39 protein-coding genes are annotated in these 23956 nt (G+C 64.8%); 24 read left to right on the top strand and 15 right to left on the bottom strand.

Features of this window, described 5'->3' with window-relative positions:
* Nucleotides 1-61 precede the first annotated feature (61 nt).
* The 4 genes from rpsO to K3181_RS03200 are packed head-to-tail and all read right to left on the bottom strand — an operon-like array spanning nt 62 to nt 2651.
* Nucleotides 62-331, bottom strand: coding sequence for a 30S ribosomal protein S15 (gene rpsO, locus K3181_RS03185; RefSeq protein WP_221600731.1), 270 nt, complete (start codon nt 329-331; stop codon nt 62-64).
* Between the two features lie 5 nt (nt 332-336).
* A complete protein-coding gene (truB, locus tag K3181_RS03190; RefSeq protein ID WP_221600733.1) occupies nt 337-1335 on the bottom strand; it encodes a tRNA pseudouridine(55) synthase TruB in 999 nt (332 codons plus the stop codon).
* A complete protein-coding gene (locus tag K3181_RS03195) occupies nt 1332-2048 on the bottom strand; it encodes a site-2 protease family protein (RefSeq protein ID WP_221600735.1) in 717 nt (238 codons plus the stop codon). The genes truB and K3181_RS03195 overlap by 4 nt, the downstream gene beginning before the upstream one ends.
* A gap of 24 nt (nt 2049-2072) precedes the next feature.
* On the bottom strand, nt 2073-2651 hold the full coding sequence (locus K3181_RS03200; protein ID WP_221600737.1) for a thymidine kinase: 579 nt from the start codon (nt 2649-2651) through the stop codon (nt 2073-2075).
* Nucleotides 2652-2767: 116 nt separating this feature from the next.
* Here K3181_RS03200 and K3181_RS03205 point away from each other — a divergent pair, with 116 nt between their 5' ends.
* Nucleotides 2768-3331 (top strand): YceI family protein, encoded by a 564-nt coding sequence (locus tag K3181_RS03205; RefSeq protein ID WP_247714847.1) that lies wholly within the window; start codon nt 2768-2770, stop codon nt 3329-3331.
* On the opposite strand, the gene rbfA is transcribed toward K3181_RS03205, so the two are convergent.
* The 9 genes from rbfA to pspF form a co-directional block, all read right to left on the bottom strand.
* Nucleotides 3332-3733 (bottom strand): 30S ribosome-binding factor RbfA, encoded by a 402-nt coding sequence (rbfA, locus tag K3181_RS03210; protein ID WP_221600740.1) that lies wholly within the window; start codon nt 3731-3733, stop codon nt 3332-3334.
* Nucleotides 3733-4269: a DUF1697 domain-containing protein gene (locus K3181_RS03215; protein ID WP_221600742.1), complete on the bottom strand. Its 537-nt coding sequence runs from the start codon at nt 4267-4269 to the stop codon at nt 3733-3735. Before K3181_RS03215 ends, rbfA begins: the two co-directional genes overlap by 1 nt.
* Nucleotides 4269-4682 carry a PaaI family thioesterase gene (locus K3181_RS03220; protein WP_221600744.1) on the bottom strand — a complete coding sequence of 138 codons (414 nt, stop codon included), beginning with the start codon at nt 4680-4682 and terminating at the stop codon, nt 4269-4271. Before K3181_RS03220 ends, K3181_RS03215 begins: the two co-directional genes overlap by 1 nt.
* Complete coding sequence (locus K3181_RS03225; protein ID WP_221600746.1) at nt 4679-4828, bottom strand: hypothetical protein; 150 nt, start codon at nt 4826-4828, stop codon at nt 4679-4681. Before K3181_RS03225 ends, K3181_RS03220 begins: the two co-directional genes overlap by 4 nt.
* Nucleotides 4825-7335, bottom strand: coding sequence for a translation initiation factor IF-2 (gene infB, locus K3181_RS03230; RefSeq protein ID WP_221600748.1), 2511 nt, complete (start codon nt 7333-7335; stop codon nt 4825-4827). The genes K3181_RS03225 and infB overlap by 4 nt, the downstream gene beginning before the upstream one ends.
* Nucleotides 7336-7410: 75 nt before the next feature.
* On the bottom strand, nt 7411-8097 hold the full coding sequence (locus K3181_RS03235; protein WP_221600750.1) for a DUF448 domain-containing protein: 687 nt from the start codon (nt 8095-8097) through the stop codon (nt 7411-7413).
* Nucleotides 8078-9739 (bottom strand): transcription termination factor NusA, encoded by a 1662-nt coding sequence (gene nusA, locus K3181_RS03240; protein WP_221600752.1) that lies wholly within the window; start codon nt 9737-9739, stop codon nt 8078-8080. Before nusA ends, K3181_RS03235 begins: the two co-directional genes overlap by 20 nt.
* Nucleotides 9739-10302 carry a ribosome maturation protein RimP gene (gene rimP, locus K3181_RS03245; protein WP_221600754.1) on the bottom strand — a complete coding sequence of 188 codons (564 nt, stop codon included), beginning with the start codon at nt 10300-10302 and terminating at the stop codon, nt 9739-9741. Before rimP ends, nusA begins: the two co-directional genes overlap by 1 nt.
* Before the next feature lie 171 nt (nt 10303-10473).
* Entirely contained in the window at nt 10474-11496 is a 1023-nt protein-coding gene (gene pspF / locus K3181_RS03250) for a phage shock protein operon transcriptional activator (protein ID WP_221600756.1), read from the bottom strand.
* A 143-nt stretch (nt 11497-11639) separates the two neighbouring features.
* On the opposite strand from pspF, the gene K3181_RS03255 reads away from it, so the two are divergent.
* From K3181_RS03255 to K3181_RS03320, 14 genes are all read left to right on the top strand, one after another.
* Nucleotides 11640-11816: a hypothetical protein gene (locus K3181_RS03255; protein ID WP_221602905.1), complete on the top strand. Its 177-nt coding sequence runs from the start codon at nt 11640-11642 to the stop codon at nt 11814-11816.
* 95 nt (nt 11817-11911) lie between these two features.
* A complete protein-coding gene (gene pspA, locus K3181_RS03260; protein WP_221602812.1) occupies nt 11912-12709 on the top strand; it encodes a phage shock protein PspA in 798 nt (265 codons plus the stop codon).
* 5 nt (nt 12710-12714) lie between these two features.
* Nucleotides 12715-13011 carry an envelope stress response membrane protein PspB gene (gene pspB, locus K3181_RS03265; RefSeq protein ID WP_221600758.1) on the top strand — a complete coding sequence of 99 codons (297 nt, stop codon included), beginning with the start codon at nt 12715-12717 and terminating at the stop codon, nt 13009-13011.
* Nucleotides 13008-13382 carry an envelope stress response membrane protein PspC gene (pspC, locus tag K3181_RS03270; RefSeq protein ID WP_221600760.1) on the top strand — a complete coding sequence of 125 codons (375 nt, stop codon included), beginning with the start codon at nt 13008-13010 and terminating at the stop codon, nt 13380-13382. The genes pspB and pspC overlap by 4 nt, the downstream gene beginning before the upstream one ends.
* A 30-nt stretch (nt 13383-13412) precedes the next feature.
* Nucleotides 13413-13724, top strand: a complete 312-nt coding sequence (locus K3181_RS03275) for a hypothetical protein (RefSeq protein WP_221600762.1) — start codon at nt 13413-13415, stop codon at nt 13722-13724.
* A complete protein-coding gene (locus tag K3181_RS03280; RefSeq protein ID WP_221600764.1) occupies nt 13721-14062 on the top strand; it encodes a hypothetical protein in 342 nt (113 codons plus the stop codon). The genes K3181_RS03275 and K3181_RS03280 overlap by 4 nt, the downstream gene beginning before the upstream one ends.
* A 1-nt stretch (nt 14063) precedes the next feature.
* On the top strand, nt 14064-14387 hold the full coding sequence (locus K3181_RS03285; protein ID WP_221600766.1) for a hypothetical protein: 324 nt from the start codon (nt 14064-14066) through the stop codon (nt 14385-14387).
* Complete coding sequence (locus tag K3181_RS03290) at nt 14387-14701, top strand: hypothetical protein (protein ID WP_221600768.1); 315 nt, start codon at nt 14387-14389, stop codon at nt 14699-14701. The genes K3181_RS03285 and K3181_RS03290 overlap by 1 nt, the downstream gene beginning before the upstream one ends.
* Nucleotides 14698-14979: a hypothetical protein gene (locus K3181_RS03295; RefSeq protein WP_221600770.1), complete on the top strand. Its 282-nt coding sequence runs from the start codon at nt 14698-14700 to the stop codon at nt 14977-14979. Before K3181_RS03290 ends, K3181_RS03295 begins: the two co-directional genes overlap by 4 nt.
* A gap of 31 nt (nt 14980-15010) precedes the next feature.
* Nucleotides 15011-15250, top strand: a complete 240-nt coding sequence (locus tag K3181_RS03300) for a hypothetical protein (protein WP_221600772.1) — start codon at nt 15011-15013, stop codon at nt 15248-15250.
* On the top strand, nt 15247-15423 hold the full coding sequence (locus tag K3181_RS03305) for a hypothetical protein (protein WP_221600774.1): 177 nt from the start codon (nt 15247-15249) through the stop codon (nt 15421-15423). The genes K3181_RS03300 and K3181_RS03305 overlap by 4 nt, the downstream gene beginning before the upstream one ends.
* 41 nt (nt 15424-15464) lie before the next feature.
* The gene (locus tag K3181_RS03310) at nt 15465-15872 is read left to right on the top strand and encodes a SufE family protein (RefSeq protein ID WP_221600776.1); all 408 of its coding nucleotides are present in this window, start codon (nt 15465-15467) and stop codon (nt 15870-15872) included.
* Between the two features lie 5 nt (nt 15873-15877).
* Nucleotides 15878-16228 (top strand): YbaN family protein, encoded by a 351-nt coding sequence (locus tag K3181_RS03315; protein WP_221600778.1) that lies wholly within the window; start codon nt 15878-15880, stop codon nt 16226-16228.
* 71 nt (nt 16229-16299) lie between these two features.
* Complete coding sequence (locus K3181_RS03320) at nt 16300-16458, top strand: YqaE/Pmp3 family membrane protein (RefSeq protein ID WP_221600780.1); 159 nt, start codon at nt 16300-16302, stop codon at nt 16456-16458.
* A 34-nt stretch (nt 16459-16492) separates the two neighbouring features.
* On the opposite strand, the gene K3181_RS03325 is transcribed toward K3181_RS03320, so the two are convergent.
* Nucleotides 16493-17011: a sterol desaturase family protein gene (locus tag K3181_RS03325; RefSeq protein ID WP_221600782.1), complete on the bottom strand. Its 519-nt coding sequence runs from the start codon at nt 17009-17011 to the stop codon at nt 16493-16495.
* Between the two features lie 52 nt (nt 17012-17063).
* Nucleotides 17064-17489: an acyl-CoA thioesterase gene (locus K3181_RS03330; protein ID WP_221600784.1), complete on the bottom strand. Its 426-nt coding sequence runs from the start codon at nt 17487-17489 to the stop codon at nt 17064-17066.
* Nucleotides 17490-17580: 91 nt separating this feature from the next.
* On the opposite strand from K3181_RS03330, the gene leuC reads away from it, so the two are divergent.
* The 9 genes from leuC to K3181_RS03375 all read left to right on the top strand — a co-directional run bounded on the left by leuC (nt 17581) and on the right by K3181_RS03375 (nt 23762).
* Complete coding sequence (gene leuC, locus K3181_RS03335) at nt 17581-19032, top strand: 3-isopropylmalate dehydratase large subunit (RefSeq protein ID WP_221600786.1); 1452 nt, start codon at nt 17581-17583, stop codon at nt 19030-19032.
* Between the two features lie 13 nt (nt 19033-19045).
* Nucleotides 19046-19204, top strand: coding sequence for an isopropylmalate isomerase (locus tag K3181_RS03340; RefSeq protein WP_221600788.1), 159 nt, complete (start codon nt 19046-19048; stop codon nt 19202-19204).
* A 28-nt stretch (nt 19205-19232) separates the two neighbouring features.
* Nucleotides 19233-20063 (top strand): N-acyl homoserine lactonase family protein, encoded by an 831-nt coding sequence (locus K3181_RS03345; RefSeq protein ID WP_221600790.1) that lies wholly within the window; start codon nt 19233-19235, stop codon nt 20061-20063.
* The gene (gene leuD, locus K3181_RS03350) at nt 20063-20668 is read left to right on the top strand and encodes a 3-isopropylmalate dehydratase small subunit (protein ID WP_221600792.1); all 606 of its coding nucleotides are present in this window, start codon (nt 20063-20065) and stop codon (nt 20666-20668) included. The genes K3181_RS03345 and leuD overlap by 1 nt, the downstream gene beginning before the upstream one ends.
* Nucleotides 20665-21663, top strand: a complete 999-nt coding sequence (locus K3181_RS03355; RefSeq protein ID WP_221600794.1) for an NADPH:quinone oxidoreductase family protein — start codon at nt 20665-20667, stop codon at nt 21661-21663. Before leuD ends, K3181_RS03355 begins: the two co-directional genes overlap by 4 nt.
* A 67-nt stretch (nt 21664-21730) precedes the next feature.
* On the top strand, nt 21731-22057 hold the full coding sequence (locus tag K3181_RS03360; protein ID WP_221600796.1) for a DUF1476 domain-containing protein: 327 nt from the start codon (nt 21731-21733) through the stop codon (nt 22055-22057).
* Nucleotides 22058-22060: 3 nt separating this feature from the next.
* Complete coding sequence (locus K3181_RS03365; protein WP_221600798.1) at nt 22061-22294, top strand: BolA/IbaG family iron-sulfur metabolism protein; 234 nt, start codon at nt 22061-22063, stop codon at nt 22292-22294.
* A 38-nt stretch (nt 22295-22332) separates the two neighbouring features.
* The gene (gene grxD / locus K3181_RS03370) at nt 22333-22665 is read left to right on the top strand and encodes a Grx4 family monothiol glutaredoxin (protein ID WP_221600799.1); all 333 of its coding nucleotides are present in this window, start codon (nt 22333-22335) and stop codon (nt 22663-22665) included.
* Between the two features lie 314 nt (nt 22666-22979).
* The gene (locus tag K3181_RS03375; RefSeq protein ID WP_221600801.1) at nt 22980-23762 is read left to right on the top strand and encodes an NUDIX hydrolase; all 783 of its coding nucleotides are present in this window, start codon (nt 22980-22982) and stop codon (nt 23760-23762) included.
* Nucleotides 23763-23956 lie beyond the last annotated feature (194 nt).

Below are 23956 nucleotides of genomic sequence, written 5' to 3' on the forward strand. Positions count from 1 at the left end.
CCGGATTGCGCGGATGCCGGATAAACGAAGGGGCGACCTGAGCCGCCCCTTCGAGAAACTCTTATTTGCGAAGACCCAGCTTCTGGATCAGCGCGTTGTACCGCTCGACGTCTGTCTTCTTGAGATAGGCGAGCAGGTTGCGACGCTTGTTGACCATCATCAGGAGGCCCCGGCGCGAGTGGTTGTCCTTGTGGTTGGACTTGAAGTGCTCGGTCAGGTTGCGAATGCGCTCGGTGAGGATTGCGACCTGGACTTCGGGCGAGCCGGTGTCGCCCTTGGCGACGGCATTGTCCTTGATGATTTCAGCTTTACGCTCGGCGGTAACCGACATGTATTCTACTCCGCGACATCCGGTAGGTTGAAACCCCGCACGACCTTGGCCGTGCCTCCGCTGAGTTCCATCAGGGCCACCGGCACATCGTCCAGCGTCGCAAGGTGGAGCCCGTCGGCATGGGGCAGCCCCGACAATACCCGGCCCTGGCGGACCGCCTGCGCGCTGTCGGGATCGAGTTGCAAGGCCGGGATGTCGTCCAGCCCCGCCTCGAGCGGCAGGAGGAGGTTTTCGATGGCCGCGCCCTTAGCGATTTCCTCCAGCTTGTCCAGCGAAATCGCCTGTCCCTCGCGGAACGGGCCAGCCTTGATGCGCCTGAGATAGGTGACGTGGCCCGCGGTCCCAAGGGCATGTGCGATATCCCGTGCGAGGCTTCGGATGTAGGTACCCTTCGACACATGCGCGACCAGCGTGACGCTGTCGGCCATTTCGAGCGGTGTCTGCGGATCGTAGGGATCGGGACGTCCGGCCGTGGTGGCGAAGGCCGAGCGCAGTTCGGCGTCCTCGCGTTCGCCCGCGAAACCAAGCGAATGGATGGTCACGGCGCGGGTCTTCATGGCGACTTCCTCGCCTGCCCTCGCTCGATCATAGGCCCGCTTGCCGTCGACCTTCACGGCCGAGTAGGCCGGCGGGACCTGCTCGATCTCGCCGGTGAAATGCTCGAGCATCGCCGCAACCGCAGCCATGGGCGGTCGCCGGTCGCTGCGCTCGATCACCTCCCCTTCGGTATCGAGCGTATCGGTTTCCTCACCGAACTGGATGGTGAAAGCGTAGATCTTGTCGCTGTCGAGCATGCGCCCGGCGAGCTTGGTAGCCTCGCCCAGCGCGATCGGCAGCACGCCTTCGGCGAGCGGATCGAGCGTGCCGCCGTGGCCGACCTTGGTCTTGGCATAGCTGCCCTGGCGCAGCACGCGCTTGACCGCCGACACCGCTTGCGTCGAGCCGAGCCCGCGCGGCTTGTCGAGGATCAGCCAGCCGTGGGGCGCGGGTTTCGGATCGCTCATCCGGCGATCCAATCGACGATCAAAAAGTAGCGTTCAAGCAGCCAGTAGACCGGGGGCATGACTACGTGTTCCACCAGTCCGCTGTTCGGGAACGCCCAAGTTGCTGCGATGAGAACAATGAAAAACAGCATGCCGAGAGATTGCAGCTTCTGCCAGCTAGCCGCCCATTTGCGCGGCAAGAGGCCGCCGACGATGTGCGATCCGTCGAATGGCGGGATCGGAAGGAGATTGAAAAGCGCCAGGAAGGAGTTGAGCAAAACGAAGAACAGCATCGCTGTTGGCAGGATTGTCAGATCACCAACGCTATTCAACACAATGGGTAAGCCTGCCGAGCTAGCGGAACTCTGGCCCGCATCTGGCCAGCTTAAGCCCAACACAACGGATCCAACCAGCGCGAGCAGGAGATTGGTCCCCGGCCCCGCTGCCGCGACCGCGACCATGCCGAAACGTGGATCGCGAAGGCGGTCGAACCGCACCGGCACGGGCTTGGCCCAGCCGAACACCGGTCCGCCGAACAGCGCCAAAGCGCCGGGCACCAGCAGTGTACCGACAGGGTCGACGTGACGCAGCGGGTTGAGCGACAGGCGGCGCTGTTCCTTCGCTGTCGGATCGCCGAGGGCGAGCGCGGTCCAGCCATGCGCGACTTCGTGGAAGACGATGGCGACGATCAGGCACGGGATCAGGATCACCGCGAGGAGGAGCGTTTCGGTCATGGCGGCTAGATAGGGGGCGCGGCCTCAGCCCGCCAGCGCTTCGCGGAAATGCTTGCGGCACATGGCGACATAGCGATCATTGCCGCCGATCTCGGTCTGCGCACCTTCGCTCACTGCCTTGCCGTCGGCATCGACGCGCAGGTTCATCGTCGCCTTGCGCCCGCAGTCGCATACGGCCTTCATCTCGACCAGCGAGTCGGCAATGCCGAGCAGCGCGGCCGATCCGGGGAAGAGCTCGCCCTGGAAATCGGTCCTCAGGCCATAACAGAGCACGGGGATGCCCGCATCGTCGGCCAGCCGCGCCAGTTGCCAGACCTGCTCGTCGGTGAGGAACTGAGCCTCGTCGACGAGCACGCAGGCGATGGGGTCCTCGGCATGGTCGGCCAGCACGCGCGCCTCGATGTCGGTGTCCTGCTCGTAGCGATGCGCATCGCTGGACAGGCCGATGCGGCTCGAGATCGCGCCGAAGCCGGGCCGGTCGTCTAGCGCGGCGGTCCAGAGCGACACGCGCATGCCGCGCTCACCGTAATTGAAGGCGGTCTGCAGCAGCGTGGTGCTCTTCCCCGCATTCATGCTGGCATAGTAGAAGTAGAGCTTGGCCATGCGACAAGCGTTAGCCGCACCCGCACGCATGTGGGAGAGCCCCGTCCCGCCAATCCCAAGGTTTGACGACTGTTCGTGAAAGGAGGACAATGCGTTTCGGGGCATGGAGAATGGCCATGGGTCGATACCTTTTTGCGCTGCCCGCCCTGATCCTGCTCGCGGCTGCGCCCTTGAGCGAGCGCTACCTGTTGCAAAGCGAGGATAGCGACGTCTCCGCCAAGGTCGCCTTCTTCGGCCTGGCGAGCAAGACCGCCCGTTTTCCCAAGATCAGCGGCACCGCGCTCATTCCCGCGGGCGATCCCGCGAACATGACGCTCGACGTCACCATCGATGCGCGGGCGCTCGAAGCCCCCGACAGGGTGACGCTGTCGCGCCTGCGTGGGCCGAAGTTCTTCTGGGTCGAGAAATATCCGACGGTGACCTTCAGCGGTCAGGGCCTGACCATGCGGGACGCGCGGGCCGGCAAGGTCTCGGGCAACCTCACTGCGCGCGGGGTGACGCGGCCGGTGGAACTCGAGGTCGTGTTCGACGATCCGCCGGCGCTGGCGAAATCGGGCGAAACGCTGGGGCTGACCGCGACCACGCGGATCAACCGCCGGGATTTCGGGATGAAATCGTACTCACTGATCGTCGGGAAGATGGTCGACATCAAGATCAGGAGCCGGATGCGACCCGGCTGATCACGCCTCGTCGTCGAGATCGCGCGCGACCTTGGGATCGTTGAGCAGGCGCTCGATCCGGTCGGCCTCGTCGAAGCTCTCGTCGGGCTGGAAGCTCAGTCGCGGCGCGAATTTGAGGCCGAGCCGCTGCGCGACCTCCTTCTGGAAGAAGGCGGTATTTGTCCGCAGCGCCTTAAGCACCACATTCTCGTCCTCGCCCAGCAGCGGCTTCACATAGGCCTTCGCATTGCGCAGGTCGGGGGTCATGCGCACTTCGGTGACCGCGATATTGCTCGCCGATAGGACCTCGTCATGCGCCTCGCCGCGCGCGAGCAGCTCGGACAGGATATGGCGCACGCGCTCGCCGACCTTGAGGACGCGAACCGATTGCTGTTCGGGGGTGGATTGCTGGTGCTTGGCCATCAGGAAAGCTTCTCGATAATTCTCTTGAGCGAACGAACGTTGCGCGCGGTTCCTTTGCACCCCAGACGACGCTCGATGAAGGGACCGGTGAGCTTGCTGTTTCCCACGCCCGATACGTAATCGATGTGCAGCGCGCGGCTGCCCGGAGCAAGCTTTTCCGGGCCGCGGCCTTCGTGATCGGCTATCAGCGCGTCGAACTGCGCCTTCGACGGCTGGCGGGTGAGGAAGTGGACATGCACGAACTTGTCCTCGCCTTTGCCGGCAAAGGGGCTCTCCGCCAATGCGGCCTCGAGTTCAGCCCGGGTCCGGACCGCAGCGAAGGTGTCTATTCCGAAATCCGCCTTGACGAGCTCCGCGATCATGTCCTGCAACTCGGCGTCGGGCGCACGATCATGATCGAACAGGACATTGCCGCTGGCGACGACCGTCTCGACATTGGCGAACCCGCGTTTCTCCATCGCCGCGACGAGATCGGCCATCTTGAGCCGATTTCCGCCGACGTTGATCGAGCCCAGCAGCGCGGCGTAGCGCGCCACTATTTCGCCACCGGGCGCGGTGTCGGGAGGGCTGTGCTCGTCGAACGCGCGAGCAGATTGCCCGCCTCGTCGAACAGCTCGCCCTCGAGAAAGATGACTTTGCGCCCGCGGCGCACCACGCGCCCCTTGCCCACCAGCGGACCGGCGAGAACGGGCTTCAGGAGGCTCATCGAGATCTCGAGGTTGAGCGGTGCCTCGGCCTGGTCGGTAGCCCAGACATGCGCCCAGCCCATCACCTCGTCGAGGAAGCCCGCAACCAGCCCGCCCTGCACGCTCCCGCGCGGGGTGATGAAGGCATCGGGGGCATGGAAGCGCAAGGTGATTTCCTCGCGGCCCCGGTCGAAGCTCTCGAACTTAACGCCCATCAGATCGGCATGGGCATGACCAAGAGCATGGGTGGTGGGATCACTCATTTCATCGGCTCGCCAGCAGCATCATGGGCACAAGAACTGCGGCTACCAGAGGCAGGCATCCCCCAAGAAAAATCAAAACCGCATCCGCTCAATTTGTCGAATGCCTTGAAGTCCTCGGGTTCGCCTTCCTCCGATTGCTCGCTCACAGCGTGCGCTCACGCTCCTCGACTTCGAAGACCTCGAGCTGGTCGCCCGGCTGGATGTCGTTCGTATCGGCGAGGACCACACCGCATTCGAGACCCGCGCGGACCTCGTCCACGTCGTCCTTGAAGCGACGCAGGCTGGCGATGGTGGTGGCCGAGACGATGACGTCGTCGCGCGTGAGACGGGCGTGCAGCCCCTTGCGGATGACGCCTTCCTCGACCAGCAGGCCGGCGGCCTTGTCCTTCTTGCCCGAGCGGAACACTTCCTTGACCGCGGCACGGCCGACGACGTGTTCGATCCGTTCCGGACCCAGCTCGCCCGCCATCTCCTTCGCGATTTCCTCGGTCAGGTGGTAGATGACGTCGTAATACTTCATCTCCACGCCGTCGCGCTTGACCAGCTCGCGCGCCTTGGCGTTGGGGCGGACGTTGAAGCCGATGATCGGCGCCTTCGAGGCCGAGGCCAGCTGGACGTCGCTTTCGGTGATCGCACCCACGCCAGCATGCAGCACGCGGACCTTGATGTCGTCGTTCGACAGGTTGTGCAGCGCGGTGGTGATCGCTTCGACCGACCCCTGGACGTCGGCCTTCACGAGGACCGGGAATTCGATGACGTTCGACGCAAGGTTGTTGAACATCGTATCGAAGCTGGTCGGCGCGAGCGCGGTGCGCTTCTCGGTCGCCTTTTCCTGACGGTAGGAGGCGACTTCGCGGGCGCGCTGCTCGTTTTCGACCACGGTCAGCGTGTCGCCGGCACTCGGCACGCCGCCGAGACCGAGGACCTCGACCGGCATCGACGGGCCCGCTTCCTTGATCTGCTTGCCCTGGTCGTTGACCACCGCACGGACACGGCCGCTCTCGGTCCCGACGACGAAGGTGTCGCCGCGCTTGAGCGTGCCGCGCGTGACGAGCACGGTCGCGACGGGGCCGCGGCCCTTGTCGAGCTGCGCCTCGATCACGGTCGCTTCGGCCATCCGGTCGGGATTGGCCTTCAGCTCGAGCAGTTCTGCCTGCAGCGCGATCTTGTCGAGCAGGTCGTCGAGCCCGGCCTTGGTCTTGGCCGAGATTTCGACGTCCTGCACGTCGCCCGACATCTTCTCGACGATGATCTCGTGTTCGAGCAGGCGCGTGCGGATATTGTCCGGATCGGCCTCGGGCTTGTCCATCTTGTTGATCGCCACGATCATCGGGACGCCCGCCGCCTTGGTGTGATTGATGGCCTCGATCGTCTGCGGCATGATGCCGTCGTCGGCCGCGACCACCAGCACCACGATATCGGTGACGTTGGCACCCCGCTGGCGCATCTGCGTGAAGGCGGCGTGGCCCGGCGTGTCGAGGAAGGTGATCGTGTCACCGCCCTTGGTCTTCACCTGGTAGCTGCCGATGTGCTGGGTGATGCCACCGGCTTCGCCCTTGACGACATTGGCACCGCGCAGCGCGTCGAGCAGGCTGGTCTTGCCGTGGTCGACATGGCCCATGATCGTGACCACGGGGGGACGCGGCTTGAGCGTCTCTTCGGGATCGACATCCTGTTCGGCCGAGATATCGACGTCGGCTTCGGACACCTTCTGGATATTGTGGCCGAACTGCTCGACGAGCAGCTCCGCCGTATCCTGGTCGATCGTCTGGTTGACGGTGACCATCATGTCGAGATTGAAGAGTTCCTTGACCAGGTCGGCGCCCTTCTCGCCCATGCGCTTGGCCAGTTCGCCAACGGTGATCGCCTCGGGCACCACGACGTCGCGTACCTGCTTCTCACGCGGCTTGTTCGAACCGCCGCCCTGCAGGCGCCGTTCCTTTTCGCGCGCACGCTTCAGGGCCGCGAGGCTGCGGGCACGACGGCCTTCGTCCTCGTTGAGCGCCTTCTTCACCGAGAGCTTGCCCGAACGGCGCTTGTCTGGAGTTTCCGCACCGCGCGCGGGCTTTTCTTCCTTCTTCTTGCGCTCGGGCTTCTTGGGCTCGGGACGCGCGACAGGCGTGAAGCGACGCGGCGCGGGCGCGGGCGTGGCGCTGTCGGTATCTTCGGCAGGAGGAGCTTCCTCAGCGGGCGCTTCCGCGGCCTGCTTGGCCTCTTCCTTGGCCTTCTGGGCAGCCTCGGCTTCGGCCTTCTTGTTGTCCTCGGCGCGCTTCTTCTCGTCCTCGGCAGCCTGCTTGGCTTGCTCTTCCTCGCGCTTGCGCGCTTCCTCGGCCTGCCGCAGGCGATCTTCCTCGGCCTCGCGCTGGAGGCGAGCAACGCGTTCCTGCGGGGTTTCCCCGGCGGGCGCGGCCTTCTTGGGCGCGGCAGGCTTGGGCGCGGGCGCAGGCGCCGGAGCAGGCGCGGCCTCCACCACGGGTGCAGGAGGGGGCGGAGGCGGAGGCGCCTCGCCGGGCTTCACGAGCTTGCGGCGGCGCTTCACCTCGACCGCGACCTTGTTGGTGCGGCCGTGGCTGAAGGTCTGCTTGACCTCGCCCGGCTGCGCGCCCTTCAGGGTCAGCGGTTTGCGGGCTGGTTTCTTGTCGTCGTCGCTCATTCTTGCTCGTTTCTCTTCTTCGTATCGTTCAATTCGTCATCCGGCCCGCGCACAAGCGCGGCCATCCTTGGTCGGCTAAGCCTGCCCCAGATAGTGCATGAGGCGCGTCATGGGTTTCATCACCCTCGCGGCCGCAGCATCATCGGCCCCGGAGCCCGCAACGGCCAGATGGACGACATTGTCGCGGCCCAATGCCACAGACAAAGCGTTCCGGTCCAGAGGCAGTTCGAGCCCGCGTTCGCCCGATCCTTCCGCCTCGCGCCCCACGCGCCAGGCCTGATCGAGCTTCTTGCGGCCGTCTTCGCTCGCGTCGCGGGCATGCAGCAGGAGCGCCACGGCTCCGCCGCGCGCCGCTTCGGCGATGCGCTGCGTCCCCAAGATAAGGCTTCCGACGCGCATTTCGAGCCCCAGCCGGTCGAGCAGCACGCGGGTCAGCGCGTCCTCGACCATCTGCGGCAGGTTTTCCGGCACTTCGAGTTCGCCGGTCTTGAAGGCCCGCGCGAGTGCGCCCTTCAGCTTGCCCTTGGCCTGCGCCTCGGCCAGTTCGTCGCGCGTGACGCCGATCCAGGCACCGCGGCCGGGCGCCTTTTCCTGTGCATCGGGCAGCACGAGGCCTGCGGGCGAGGCTACCAGCCGCACGAGCATCTCGCGCGGGGCCGTCTCACCCGAAAGAATGCAGCGCCGTTCGGGCTCGGAAGCTTTCCGTGCCTTGGGCGGGTCAGCGATGTCGGACGTCAGGCGCTCATTGGGTGGAGTCCGCATCGGCGGCCTCCTGCGTGTCGGTCGTCTCGGCGGGGGCCGGAGCTTCCTCTTCGTCGTCGAACCAATGTGCACGAGCAGCCATGATGATCTCGTTGCCCTGCTCTTCGGTCAACCCGTACTCGCCCAGCACGCCGCCCTTGTCCTGCTCGCGCATCGAGGGGCGCCGCATCGGCGGGCCATCGGCATTGTTGCGGCGACGCGGAGCTTCGCGCTTCTTCTGGATGAGCTCGTCGGTCGCGAGATCGGCAAGATCGTCGAGCGTCTTGATGCCCGCCTTGCCCAGCGTAACCAGCATGGCTTCGGTGAGATGCGGCAGCTCGGCGAGATCGTCCTCGACACCCAGTTCGCGGCGCGCCTCGCGGTGCGCGGCTTCCTGGCGGTCGATCGCTTCCTGCGCACGGCTCTGGAGTTCCTCGGCGAGTTCCTCGTCGAAGCCCTCGATGCCGGCGAGCTCGTCGAGCTCGACATAAGCGACTTCCTCAAGCTCGGCGAAGCCTTCGGCGACGAGGAGCTGCGACAGCGTTTCGTCGACGTCGAGCTCTTCTTCGAACATCTTCGAGCGCTCGGCGAATTCCTTCTGGCGCTTCTCCGAGGCTTCTTCCTCGGTCATGATGTCGATCTGGTTGCCGGTCAGCTGGCTGGCGAGACGCACGTTCTGGCCGCGGCGGCCGATGGCGAGCGACAGCTGATCGTCGGGAACGACGACTTCGATGCGGCCATCTTCCTCGTCGAGCACGACGCGGCTGACGGTGGCCGGCTGGAGCGCATTGACGATGAAGGTCGCGCCGTCTTCCGACCAGGGGATGATGTCGATCTTCTCGCCCTGCAGTTCCTGCACGACGGCCTGGACGCGGCTGCCCTTCATGCCGACGCAGGCGCCGACCGGGTCGATGCTGCTGTCGTGGCTGATGACGCCGATCTTGGCGCGGCTGCCCGGGTCGCGGGCGGCGGCCTTGATCTCGATGATGCCGTCGTAGATTTCAGGTACTTCCTGCGCGAACAGCTTCTTCATGAAGTCGGGGTGTGCGCGGCTGAGGAAGATCTGCGGGCCGCGGTTGTTGCGCTCGACCTTGGTGATCAGCGCACGCACACGCTCGCCGACGCGGGCGGCTTCGCGCGGGATCTGCTGGTCGCGGCGGATGACGCCCTCGGCGCGGCCGAGGTTGACGATCACGTGACCGAATTCGACCGACTTGATCACGCCGGTGATGACCTCGCCCGCGCGGTCCTTGAATTCTTCGTACTGGCGCTCGCGCTCGGCATCGCGGACCTTCTGGAAGATCACCTGCTTGGCGCTCTGCGCGTCGATGCGGCCGAGATCGACCGGCGGCAGCGGGTCGACGATGAAGTCGCCGACCTTGGCATTGGCGTCGAGCTTGGCGGCAGCCTTGAGGTCGACCTGCTTGAAGTAGTCCTCGACTTCCTCGACCACTTCGACGACGCGCCACAGGCGCAGGTCGCCGGTCTGCGGGTCGAGCTTGGCGCGGATGTCGTTTTCCGCACCGTAGCGGTTGCGGGCGGACTTCTGGATCGCCTCTTCCATCGCCTCGATGACGATGGCCTTGTCGATCATCTTTTCCGAAGCGACCGAATTGGCGATCGCGAGGAGTTCTGCCTTGTTGGCGGAAATGGCACTGGCCATCAGTCGTCTGCCTTTTCTTCAGTTTCGACGATTTCGTCGGCACCGCTCGTATCGAGCGGCTGGGTGGCGGCGATCAGTTCGTCGGTGAGGACAAGCTGTGCCGAATGAATCTGGTCGCGGGGAACGGATACTTCACCCGCCTTGCGGTCCTCGATGGTGACCATATCGCCATCGATGCCCTTGAGAAGTCCCCGCAGGTTGCGCTGGCCGTCCCAGCCCTTGGTCATCGCAATCTTCGTCTCGTGGCCCGCCCAGTCGGCGAAGTCCTTGGCGCGGGTCAGCGGGCGGTCGATGCCGGGCGAGCTGACCTCGAGGTGGTAGGCGCCGTCGATCAGCACCTCACCCTGCTCTTCCAGCGCGTCGATGCGGTCCGAGACGCGGCGCGAGAGCGCGGCGCACTGGTCGATGACCAGCTGCCCCGTCGCCGGGTCCTCGGCCATGATCTGCAAGGCCTGCCCGCCGTCGCCGGCTTCGGAGGGCATCATCTTGACGCGCACGAGCTCGAATCCGAGCGCCTGCGCCTCGGGTTCGATCACTTCGGTCAAGCGTGCAAGATCGGCCATTCGGTCTCCAAATACAGGTCCCATGCGACACTGCGATTGCGACAGGTCTTTGTGGCCGGCCCCTCGCGGCGCCAGCCCCTCCAGTGTCGCGACAATGTCGGGATGGAGAGCCAGATAGGCGCGAGTCCCGAGAAAGGCAAGAGGGCATAGCCGCCCCTATCCCCGGACAGATCACTCGTCGTCGGTCAGGGCATGCTTCTTGATGCAGTGGCGCAGCTGGTCGTAGGTCAGTCCCAGCGCCTTGGCGGTCTGGCGCTGGTTCCAGCGATGCTTGCCGAGGGCGAATTCGACGATCGAGCGCTCATGCGCATCGACCGCGGCGCGCAGGTCGTCGACGCTCTCGAAATCGGGCCCTTGCGGAGCCACTGCGGCACGAGGCGCGGGCGCGTCGGCCTGGCGCGAGGGCAGGTCGGCCGGCTTCCACGGACTGTCGAAGGGATCGAAGACGACATGGCCGATCGGCTGGCTCCAGTCGTCCCAGCGGTAGATCGCGCGCTCGACGACATTGCGCAGTTCGCGGACATTGCCCGGCCAGTCGTGCTTCTCGAGCTGTTCGGCGACATGCGCGGCGAAACCCGGCCAGCCTTCCCAGCCGAGTTCGGCGGCCATGCGGCGACCGAAATAGTCGGACAGGACCTGCACGTCGCCCTCGCGCACGCGCAAGGGCGGGAGAGTGATGACCTCGAAACTCAGCCGGTCGAGCAGGTCGGCGCGGAAATCGCCGCGATCGGCCTTGGCCGGCAGGTCCTCGTTCGTGGCCGCGACGATGCGGACGTCGACGCGGATCGGGCGACTCGCCCCGATGCGCGTGACCTCGCCATATTCGACCGCGCGCAGCAGGCGCTCCTGCGCGCCCATCGACAAAGTGCCCAGTTCGTCGAGAAAAAGCGTCCCCTTGTCGGCTTCCTCGAACCTTCCGACCCTTTGTTTGGTAGCGCCTGTGAACGCGCCGGCTTCATGCCCGAAGAGTTCGGCCTCGATCAGCGTTTCGGGCAGCGCGGCGCAGTTCATGATCACCAGGGGTTCGTCCCAGCGGGTGGAGAGACGATGGAGGCGTTCGGCGATCAGTTCCTTGCCGGTCCCGCGCTCGCCTATGACCAATACCGGGCGGCGCATCGGCGCGGCGCGGCTAGCCCGCTCGACCGCGTCGAGGAAGGCCCCGGACTGACCGATGAACTGGTTTTCCCGCTCCATGACCAAGAGATAGGAATTTTCCCCGATACTTGGCAATAGAAACCAACATGTCGTTGGTCGAATAGCCTGGGACCCCAGCTTTTCTCCCGTTTTTCGGGTTTGGCATGGCGCTTGCTGAACAGGAGACAACAGCAATCGGCCGGATGGCCCCCAGGGAGGTAACCCAGATGTACAACCGCAGTTTCTTCCGAAGCCAGCTCGGACAGGCCGCCATCGCCAGCATCGCCGCGATGGTCACTTTCGTCCTGCTGAGCACGCAGATCGCGGTGACCGCCCCCAGCCCGGCGCTGGCCGCCTATGAACAGGTCGAGATCGCATGACCCTGCCTCCCGACCACGATCCCCTTGGGCCGGAGCGCCGCTCCCCCGACAGTCCCCGCGGCAGCGATGCCGAAGGCGCTTCGGCCCGCCCCCGCTTGTCGCGGATAGAGGAAGAGGTAGAACGGTTGCGCCGCTCGCCGACTCCGACCCGCGACGGCGGTCGGCCCAAGGGATCGGACTTTTTTGCCAACGGAGCACCTTTAATGGGCATTTTCAGCCGCACCCGCGACATCATCGCCGCCAATTTCAACGACATGCTCGACAAGGCGGACGACCCCCAGAAGATGATCCGCATGATCATCCTCGAGATGGAGGAGACGCTGGTCGAAGTCCGCGCAAGCGCGGCGCGCACCATCGCCGACCAGAAGGAAATGCACCGCCACACGGTCAAGCTCGACAAGCTCCAGGCCGACTGGAACGAGAAGGCGCAGCTCGCGCTGTCGAAGGATCGCGAGGACCTCGCCCGCGCCGCGCTGGTCGAAAAGAAGAAGGCGGCCGACATGAGCGATCAGCTCAAGCAGGAAATCGCGGTGCTCGACGATGCGCTGCGCGCCTATGAGCAGGACATCCAGAAGCTGCAGAACCGCCTGCGCGAAGCGCGCAGCCGCCAGACCGCCATCGCCGCCCGGCTCGAAAGCGCGGAGAACCGCGTCAAGCTGCGCAGCCTGATGACCAACGAGCGCGTCGATGATGCGCTGACCCGCTTCGACCAGCTCGAGCGCCGTGTCGACTATGCCGAGGGGCGCGCCGATGCGCTGAGCATCGCCGACCAATCGGACAAGCCGAGCCTGGCCGACGAGATCGCCGCGCTCGAAGGCGCCGATGCGATCGACGACGAACTTGAACAAATGAAAAAGGCGCTCGGAATGGGCAGCGCCGACAAGGAGGACTGACACCCATGGAAGAGATCATCATCATCCCCGCGATCTTCATCGGGCTTCCATGGCTGATCCTCCACTACATCACCAAGTGGAAGACCTCGGCGACGATCACCACCGACGATGAAGTCCTGCTCGAGGAACTCTACAACCTCGCCAAGCGCCTCGACGACCGGATGGATACGGTCGAGCGCCTGGTTGCCAGCGACAACCCCGAATTCCGCCCCGCCCGCCTTGTCCACGACAGCGAGCAGGACAACCAGCAGCTCCGCGAACTCGAACAGCTGCTCGCCGAGAAGAAAGGAGCCGCCAAGTGAACACGCCCCGCACCACGCTTTACCGCGACAAGCAGAATGCCAAGCTCATGGGCGTTTGCTCGGGCATCGCCGACTATACCGGCGTCGATGTCCTGTGGGTCCGCCTTGCGCTGATCATCCTGGTCTTCGCCACCGGCTTCGCGCTTCCGGCCTATTTCGTCGCCGGTATCCTGCTCAACAAGAAGCCGCCGCATCTCTACGTCGATCATGACGAGACGCGCTACTGGCAAGGCGTACGACAGAACCCGAAGCGCACGGCGCGCGAGATCCGCGCCAAGATGAAGGATGTCGATCGCCGTCTGGCCGAAGTCGAGACCTTCTACGTCAGCAGCAATCCGCGCCTGAACGCCGAAATCGAACGCCTGCGCTGAGCCGGCGCACAACGAAGGGGGAAGACGACCATGTTCGACTGGGCTTATCTCATCCCGCTGGCGCCGTTCATGATCGGCGGCCTGGCGATCTGGACCCGGCACCAGCACAAGATGGCCGAGATGCAGCTGAATGCGACCGCCGAGAGCACCGCCGAAAAGGCCGCGCAATACGCCAGTCGCGTCGGCGATTTGGAAGACCGGGTTCGCGTTCTCGAACGCATCGTCACCGACAGCGGCTACAATGTCGCCACCCAGATCGAGGCGCTGCGCGACCAGCGCACCGTCGAGGGAAGCGACAGCGGCACACCGCTCAACATCAAGCAGGGGGAGACGGCGCAATGAATTTCGGCAGCCCTGAATTCGTGCTCGCCATCGTCGCGCTGAGCACCGGCGGCTGGCTGGTCAACAACTGGATCCGCGCCCGACACGGCTACTCGCTCGAAGACGAGTGGGGCGGCAAGACCGAGCGCAGCGACAGCGCCGAAACCAAGGCTCTGAAAGCGGAGAACCGCGAGTTGCACGACAAGCTCGACACAATGCAAGACCGCATGGTGGTACTCGAGAAGATCGTCACCGATCGCGGCTACTCACTGCGCGACGAGATCGAGGCGCTGCGCGACAAGCCGACCGCCAGCGAAGCCGGCACGCCGCTGAACATCAAGGACCGGGAGCGTATCTGACATGGAAAAGATCGTACTGGTCGAGGCTCTCGCCCCCCTCCTCGCCGTCGGCGTCGTCTCGATATCGATTGCCTGGGTCACAACCACCTGGATGCGGATCAAGAACGGATACCCGCTCGAAAACAGCTGGGGCAAAGCGGTCTATCCCCGGAACGACCAGGCGGTCGAACGGGTCAAGCTGCTGACGCAGGAGAATGCCGAACTGCGCGCCGAACTCGGCTCGCTCAAGGATCGGCTCGGCAATGTCGAGCGGATCGTCACCGACAGTGGCTATCATCTCACGAACGAGATCGATCGCCTGCGCGACGCGAAGGAGGCCAACTGATGGATCCGGACCTTCTGCTGATCTTCGGCTTCATCCTGACGATCCTGATGATCGTCATGCCGATGGCCTACCTGTTCCAGAAGCGTGCCGCCGAGCATGAAGAGCGCAAGCTGGAACTGCTGGCGCGCAAGGCCGAAGCGGAGGCAGCGATGGGCAGCCGCGGCAGCGCCGACTACCGCAAGTTCGAGGACCGCCTGCGCGTACTCGAGCGGATCGCGACCGACGGCAACCACAACCTCGCCCTGCAGATCGAGCAATTGCGCGACCTGCAGGAGATCGAGAACACCGCCGCCCAAGGGGAGCGTGCGCTATGAGTTTCTGGACCGCCATCGTCCTGCTGGTGCTGATCGGATCGGTCACCAAAGTGCTGACCGCCCGCTATCGCGCACAGCACGGCATCACAGCCGACCGGCATGGCAACGAGAATTACGTCAGCCGCACGGATCCGGGCGCCCAGCGCGAGATCGAGGATCTGCGCGAGAGGATCAAGGTGCTCGAAAGGATCGCCACCGACGGCAATTCGCTCGATGCGCGCGAAACAAAGCGGATCGCCGCCGAAATCGAAGCCCTGCGCGACAAGCAGGCCGACTGAAGGCGGCAAGGTTCAAGGAGGACATGGAATTATGTTCGAACCGACAGTGATCATAGCAGGCGCAGCGCTGGTCGGACTGACCATCGTCGCAACGGCGCTGCTGCGGGCCTGGCACGGCTGGCTGGCACTGAAGCGGCAAGAGCTCGAACGGCACCATGGTGCTGAAACGCAGGAAGCCGGCTCTCCCATGGGAGCGGCGCGGATCGAGCTCGCCGACCTCAAGGAACGGATCAAGAAGCTCGAAGCGATCGCCAGCGGGGTCGACCTGTGACCGCGGCGCGGACCGACGCCGCCCGCGCCGGGATCGGTCTCGGCAGTGCGATCGCAGTCGCCATCAGCTGGAGTCTGCACAAGTCGATCGTCTGGGCAGCCATCCAGGGCTTCTTCGGCTGGTTCTATGTCATCTACTACGCCTTCACCCGCCCCGGCGGCTTGGCGGGCTGAGCCCGATGGACGCCCGCCGGCCCGCCCGCTAAGGGCGCGGCATGCGCACACTTTCCGACATTGCCGAAGAATATGAATTCCTCGAGGGCGACGAACGCTATCGCCTGCTGATCGAACTGGGTCGCGAACTCGAGGAGATGCCGCAGGCGCTGAAGACCGACGCCACGCTGGTGCGCGGCTGCAGCGCGCAGGTCTGGGTATATCCCACCACCGATGCGGATCGGCTGCATTTTCTCGCCGACAGCAATGCCGCGATCACCAAGGGCATCGTCGCGCTCGTCATCGCCGCGGTGCAGGACAAGCCAGCGAGTGAAGTGGCTGACATGGATATAGCGGCCGCGCTCGAACCCTTCGATCTCAAGAACCAGCTTTCGAGCAACCGCACGCAGGGCGTTCCCAACATGATTGCGCTGGTCCGCGAACATGCCGCGCGGATCGCGGCGGGATAGCCCAAATGAAGCGCCCGCTCTATTCCGCGCTTGGCCTCCTCAGCGTGGCCCTCGGCGCGGTCGGTGCCTTCCTGCCGATCATGCCCACGGTCCCCTTCCTGTTGCTGGCGGTCTATTTCTTCGCCCGCAGCAATCCCGAGTGGGAACAGAAGATCCTCGACCATCCGCATTGGGGGCCGCAGGTCCATGACTGGCGCGAGCGCCGCGCGATCAGCCGCCGGGCCAAGACCATGGCGATCGGTGCCATGACAACCGGCGTGGTCTTCACCTGGTACACGCTAGGCCATCCCTGGTACTGGATTTCGCTGGCAATTCTCGTCACTTGCGGCAGCTGGATCGCGACCCGCAACGAGTGAATTTCGGAACGGCCCTAGCCCCGACGCGTTGGATTATCGAACGACGGGAGGGCAGACCAAAGGAATTCTCGATGCCGATTCTCATCCTCATCGCCACCGTACTGCTTCCGCCGCTGGGCGTTGCCGCCAAGCATGGCCTGGGCGGTACCGCCCTGCTCAATCTCGTGCTCACGCTGCTGGGCTACATCCCCGGCCTCATCCACGGGCTCTCTGTGAACTACGCCAAGTAGCGTTCCCGCGACGCACAATCGAAGCGCCGGGGCCTCAGGCTCCGGCGCTTTCGCGTACCACCGCGATGCCCGCCTCGCGCTGGCGCCTGAGTTCGGCCTTCAGCTTCGCCGGGTCGCGCGCGAAGACGAAGCCGAAGCTGACCCCGCCCTCCTTGCCGATCGTCGCATGATGGAGCTTGTGGGCCTGCACCAGCCGCTTGGCATAACCGCGCTTCGGCACCCATTTGAAATAGCGCTGGTGGACCAGGCCGTCGTGTACCAGCGTGTAGATGATGCCATAGAACAGGATGCCGAGGCCGATCCATGTGGCGGGCCACCAGGCACCATCACCCAAGATCATCGGGCTGCCGATAAGGAACATCGAGATGCTCGCCGCGGCGCCGACCAGCGCATAAAGGTCGTTGCGCTCGAGCAGATTGTCATGCGGCTCGTGATGGTCGCGGTGCCACCCCCAACCGAAACCATGCATGATGTACTTGTGGCTCGACCACGCGACCAGTTCCATCGCGACGACGGTGGCGAGCACGATCAATGCGGGAAGCAGGAAATCCATGGTTCGAATATAGGCCCGCTAGCAGCGCAGGCAAAGCCCGCTGTCCTCCCGATCACTCGCCAGTGTAGCGTTCCTGCTTGCGCGGAAGGCCGAAGAAATTCTCGGCCACGTCACGGCTGATGCGGGCCGGACGCAGGCTTTCCGCGTCGATGCAGCACCACATGCTCTTGACCTCGGCCAGAACCTCTTCGCCGCGGCGGATCACCGTGTTGTAGAAGCTGCGCGCGCCGGCGATCTTCTCTAGCACCGTCTCGGCGATCACGTCGTCATGGAGAAAGGCCGGGCGGCGATAGGTGATCTCGTGCTTGAGCGCGACCCAGGCCTTGCTCGCCACCTCTTCCGCCGGGGCCAGCTTGCGCCAGTGCGCGAGCACCGTGTCCTGCACCCAATTAAGGTAGCGTGCGTTGTTGACGTGGCCCATGAAATCGATGTCGTCGGGCAGGACTGTGATCGGAAAGGAAAACGGCTTTGCTGACATGAGTGTCAATAAAGCAGAGAAAGGTTAAGTTTGGAAGACTCTGCATTTGCCTTTTTGCCGAAGCCCGAAAGCTGCCGCAGACATGGCCGCCATGGCTAGCAAACCGCGCACGCTTTACGAGAAGATCTGGGACACCCATGTGGTCGAGCGCCGCGAGGACGGCACCTGCCTCCTCTACATCGACCGGCACCTGGTGCACGAGGTCACCAGCCCGCAGGCCTTCGAGGCGCTGCGACTTGCCGGACGCAAGGTGCGGCGCCCCGACCTGACGCTGGCGGTGCCCGATCATAATTTGCCGACCACGCCCAGGCTCGGGCCCGACGGGTCGCGGCTGCCGATCGCCGATCCGCAGAGCGCGCAGCAGCTTGCCGCGCTCGAACGCAATGCGCCCGAATTCGGCGTTGCCTATATCGACGCGGTCGCGCCCGAGCAGGGGATCGTCCATGTCGTCGGGCCCGAACAGGGTTTCTCGCTGCCCGGCGCCACGATCGTCTGCGGCGACAGCCACACCGCCGCACATGGCGGGATCGGCGCACTCGCCTTCGGCATCGGCACCAGCGAGGTCGAGCATGTGTTGGCGACGCAGACGCTGCAGTTGCGACGCTCGAAGACGATGGAAGTCCGCGTTGACGGCGCGCTCGGCCCCGGGGTCACGCCCAAGGACCTGATCCTCCACATCATCGGCGTGATCGGCACCGCCGGTGGCACCGGCCACGTGATCGAATATCGCGGGCGGGTGTTCGAGGAGATGAGCGTCGAAGGCCGTCTCACCGTCTGCAACATGAGCATCGAGGGCGGGGCACGCGCGGGCATCATCGCGCCCGACGACAAGGTCTTCGCCTATCTCGAAGGCCGTCGCTACGCGCCGAAGGGCGAGGACTGGGATCGCGCGGTGAAATGGTGGCGATCGCTGTCCACCGACGAAGGCGCGATGTTCGACAAGTCGGTCGTGATCGACGCCGCCGATATCGAGCCCACGGTGAGCTGGGGAACCAGCCCGGAAGACGTCGTCCCTGTGGGTGGTGCCGTCCCCGCGCCCGAAAGCTTCGCCGACCCCTCCAAGCGGGAAGCGGCAAGGAAGAGCCTCGACTACATGGGCCTCGCACCCGGCACCCCCATCGAGGAGATCGAGGTCGAGAACGTCTTCATCGGCAGTTGCACCAATTCGCGGATAGAAGACCTGCGCGCCGCGGCCGCTGTGCTGCAGGGACGCACTAAGGCAGCCAATGTGCGCTGGGCGATCGCCGTGCCCGGCTCGGGGCTCGTCAAGCGACAGGCCGAGGCCGAAGGGCTAGACCGCATCTTCACCGATGCCGGCTTCGAATGGCGCGAACCGGGCTGTTCGGCCTGCCTCGCGATGAACCCCGACAAGGTCCCTCCCGGCGAACGCTGCGCATCGACCAGCAACCGCAATTTCGTCGGCCGCCAGGGGCCCGGCGCGCGCACGCATCTGGTCAGCCCGGCCATGGCGGCGGCCGCCGCAGTGACCGGGCGCCTGACCGACGTCCGCAAGCTCGCCCCTTGCCAAGCGGGCGGGGGCTGACCATTGAGAGGGCATGACCAAGAAGCTTTCCGGAAAAGCCGCCATCGCCGGGGCGATCGGCTCCGCCGCCATCGCCGCCGCCATGCTTTATGCGAACAAGCGCCGCGAGAAGAAGAAGGGGCCCGCGCAGCCTGGCCCGATTCCTTCGGGAGAGAAGCCCGAAACCGACTAGGATCGCATGCCACTGGGGGAGAGTACGCATGAGATTTCACCTGACGATTGCCGCAGCGGCGCTCGCCGCAGCGCCCGCGGTCGCGCAGGATGCGCCGGCAATCGAGCTGTGGCGCCTCGACTGCGGCACGCTGCAGCTGAGCGACAGCGAATCCTTCTCCGACACCCATCTCTACGACGGGCAACCGCGCGAGATGACCGACAGCTGCTATGTCATCCGCGACGGGGACAAGTACCTCCTGTGGGACACCGGCCTGCCGGGCGATTTCGTCGGTCGCACCCAGACCTCGGGGGTCTATACGGTGAGCGTCGCGCGCTCGATCGAGGACCAGCTGGGCGATCTCGGCCTGACCCCCGCGGACATCGACTACGTCGGCGTCAGCCACTATCATTTCGACCATATCGGGCAACTGGCCGGCTTCGGCGATGCCACACTGCTGATCGGACAGGGCGATTTCGACGCGGTGAAGGCCGCCGACGGTACTGGCAATGTCGATCCGAGGCCCTTCGCGCACTGGCTCAACGATGGCGGCAAGGTCGAAACCGTGGCAGGGGACAGGGACGTCTTCGGTGACGGCAAGGTGATTATGGTCTCCATGCCCGGACACACTCCGGGCCACCGTTCGCTCGTGGTCAGGCTGCCACGCATGGGCACGATGATGCTGACCGGCGATCTCTATCATTTCGAGGAGCAGATCGAGAACCGCGGCGTGCCGCAGTTCAACACCGATCGTGCCGATACGCTCGCCTCGTTCCACCGCTTCAACCAAATGGCCGACAATCTCGACGCCACGATCGTGATCCAGCACGATCCGCGTCACATCGGTCGCCTCCCTGCCTTTCCCGAAAGCGCCAAATAATGAGACCCGTGTCTACCATCGAGGGACGCGCCATCCCGCTGGGCCTCAAGAACGTCGATACCGACGTCATCATTCCCGCGCACTGGCTCAAGACGATCAGCCGCGAGGGTCTCGGCAAGGGCGCTTTCGAGACGATCCGGCAGACGCCCGGCAACCCCTTCGACGTCGAGGATTTCGCCGATGCGCCAATCCTGATTGCGGGCGACAATTTCGGCTGCGGCTCGAGCCGTGAGCACGCCGCCTGGGCGCTGCTCGACATGGGCGTGACCGCGGTGATCGCCCCGAGCTTCTCCGACATTTTCGCCGGCAACGCCTTCAAGAACGGGATCCTCGCGGTCGAATTGCCGCAGGAGCAGGTCGACCGCTTGCTGGAGGTGGCGCAGGAAGCCCCGATCACGATCGACCTCGAAAACCAGGTCGTCACCACCCCGTTCCAGGACCGGTTCGAGTTTCCCATCGATCCGTTCCGCAAGCGCTGCCTGCTCGAGGGGCTCGACGAGATTGGCCTGACACTCGGGAGCGAAAGCGCGATTGCGACCCACGAACAGATGCGCGAGGGCACTCTGCCCTGGCTCGACAAACCCAACAGGAGAGCAGCAGCGTGAAGGCAGTCCTTTCGAAGGAAACCGGTGGCCCCGAAACCCTCGTCGTCGAGGATATCGACGAGCCCACCCCGGGCAAGGGCGAAGTACTGGTCAAGGTCGCCGCCTGCGCGATCAACTTCCCCGACACGCTGATCATCCGCGACATGTACCAGTTCAAGCCGCCCCGCCCCTTCGCGCCGGGCGGCGAGATCTCGGGCACGATCGAGGCACTGGGCGAAGGCGTCACCGGTTTCGCGGTCGGCGACCGCGTGATGTGCGGGGTCGGCAATGGCGGGCTGCAGGAGAAGGTGGCCGTGGCCGCCGCGCGGCTGTTCAAGGTGCCCGAAGGGATCGACCTGGTGAAGGCCAGCGCGCTGCTGATGACCTATGGCACCACGATCCACGGCCTCAAGGATCGCGGCGACATCAAGGAAGGCGAGACCGTGCTGGTATTGGGCGCAGCAGGCGGCGTCGGCCTCTCCGCGGTCGAACTCGCCAAGGCCTATGGCTGCCGCGTGGTCGCCGCCGTCTCGACCGAGGAAAAGGGCGAAGTCGCGAAGAAGCACGGTGCCGACGAGGTCGTGATCTACCCCCGTGCGCCCTTCGACAAGGATACCTCCAAGCAGCTGGCGAATGATTTCAAGGCGGCGGTCGGCCCCGATGGCGCGGACATCGTCTACGACATCGTCGGCGGCGACTATTCCGAACCCGCGCTGCGTGCGATCGCCTGGGAAGGTCGCTTCCTGGTGATCGGCTTCCCGGCTGGGATCGCCAAGATGCCGCTCAACCTCACGCTCCTGAAGAGCTGCGACATCCGCGGCGTCTTCTGGGGCGCCTTCACTGCACGCGAACCCGAGCGCAACCAGAAGAACATCGAAGAGCTGTTCGACCTGTGGAAGGCGGGCAAGATCGATCCGCTGGTCAGCGAGACCTATCCGATCGAACGGGCGCACGAAGCGATCGCCAAGCTCGAAAACCGCGGGGCCATCGGCAAGCTCGTCGTAGTGATGGAATAAGCAGCCTTGCAGGGCTTGGGGGCCGCGCCTATTCCGGCTCCCGAGATTCCATCCCGAGAGGACTGACATGACCGATTTCAAGGATCGCGAACGGGCCGAAGAAGCCAAGTTCGCTTTCGACGAGGAAAACGCCTTCAAGATCGCCGCGCGCCGCAACCGGCTGGTCGGCGAATGGGCCGCCGATCTCATGGGCCTGACCAATGAGGAAACCGACGCCTACAAGAAGGCCGTCGTGCAGGCCGACTTCGAGGAAGCGGGCGACGAGGACGTGATCCGCAAGCTGCTCGGCGACCTCACAGCGGCCGAATGCGATGTTAGCGAAGCAGACATCCGCGCCAAGCTGGAAGAATGCGGCGTCGAGGCACGGCGCCAGTTCATGAGCGACCAGGCCTGATCCATGCCGATGCAAGCCGAAGACATCGTGGGCATGATCGAGGCGGCGCTTCCGGGTGCCGAAGTCGAGATGCGCGACCTCGCCGGCGACAACGATCACTGGGCGGCCAAGGTCACCGCGCCGCAATTCGCGGGGCTCAGCCGGGTGCAGCAGCACAAGCTGGTCTACGAGGCGCTCGGCGGGCGCATGGGCGACGAACTGCACGCCTTGCAACTGACCACCCAAGCCCCCACCTGATCTCTCGCAAACCGAATTCTGACAAAGGACGGGCCGTTATGTCCGATACCAACCAGCGCATCGCCGATATCGTCGGCGGCAACGACGTCGTGCTCTTCATGAAGGGCACCCCCCTCTTCCCGCAATGCGGCTTTTCGAGCCGGGCGGTTGCCATTCTCGACCATTGCGGCGTCGCTTATGACAGCGTCGACGTGCTGCAGGACATGGAAATCCGACAGGGGATCAAGGCCTATTCGGACTGGCCGACAATCCCTCAGCTCTACGTAAAGGGCGAATTCGTCGGCGGCAGCGACATCATGATGGAAATGTTCGAGGCCGGCGAATTGCAGCAGATGATGGACGAGAAACAGGTCGCCAAGGCGGCTTCGTAGATCCTTTCCGGTCGCCTCGCGGGGCGTACCGGAACATCTGTCCAGAACGGGTAAGGCCCGCCAGGCGACAAACCTGGCGGGCCTTTGTTCGTCTGGGGGCCGGAACCGGGAGACCTTGGTCCGACTCCCGTTGAAGACTTGAACGGGACGCAGCCTTATCTGCATGCGCCGTGCCAAACGACTATCGTTCCATGGATTTCTGCCACTACGATGGTTAACGGCAACTTCGTCGTATCGCTTAGTGTAAAAATTCCCGACGGCGCGACGCCGCCTTTGCGCTTGGCAAGCCCCTTGCCCCTCGGCACAAAGCATCAATGAACGAATTCTCCGACAAAGGCGCCGACGGCATACCCGCCGCCACCGTGGTCATCTTCCGCAACGCGCCGCAGGGTGGACCGCCTGAAATCCTGATGACGATCCGCTCGCGCGAGATGGTATTCGCCGGCGGCATGGCAGTGTTTCCGGGGGGACGGGTCGATCCGGCAGATTTCGAGCTGGGCGCAAGCATGGGCGGACCGCTCGATCCCGATGAAGCGGCGCATCAGGTGGCGGTCGTGCGCGAAACGCTCGAGGAGACGGGGCTCGCCATCGGCCTGTCGGGCGATATCGATGCCGACCGCGCGCGCGCCGCACGCGCCTTCCTCCAGCAGACCGGCGAGCTTGCCCCCGTACTCGACCATTTCGGCTGGGAGCTCGATCTAGGCCAGCTCGTCCCCTTCGCCCGCTGGTTCCCGAAGAACGAGCGCATCCCGCGCGTTTACGACACGCGCTTCTATCTCGCCGATCTGGGCACGGGTGCGGTCGAGATCGAAGCCGATCTGTCCGAAAACACGCATCTGTTCTGGACCACCGCTCAAGGCGCGCTCGACGCCGCGGAACAAGGCGACATCAAGGTCATTTTCCCGACGCGCCGCAACCTCGAAAGGCTCGCGCTGTTCGGCAGCTTCGCCGAGGCCAAGGCGCAGGCCGAGGCAATACCCGTGCGCACGATTACGCCGTTCATGGGCGAACGCAGCGGCAAGACCTGGCTCGAGATCGGTGAGGATCTGGGTTATCCCGTCACCGGCGAACCGCTGGAGAGCGTCGCGCGCGGCTAGCCACGGAGGCCTTCCACTGCGGGGATCGACCGGCCGAGATGCTCGCGTGCGCGGTGAGCGGGATCGGTCTTGGGGAACCGGTGGCAGGATTCGCCGCGCCCATTGGCGAGGCGACCTGTTGCAGCCGGACCGCATCCTCGGGCGACAATCCGAGATCTTCGGCGGCTGCTCGCGCGGACCGAGCTGACGCGAAT

The organism is Qipengyuania mesophila (genome assembly GCF_019711655.1).
Taxonomy (GTDB): domain Bacteria; phylum Pseudomonadota; class Alphaproteobacteria; order Sphingomonadales; family Sphingomonadaceae; genus Qipengyuania; species Qipengyuania mesophila.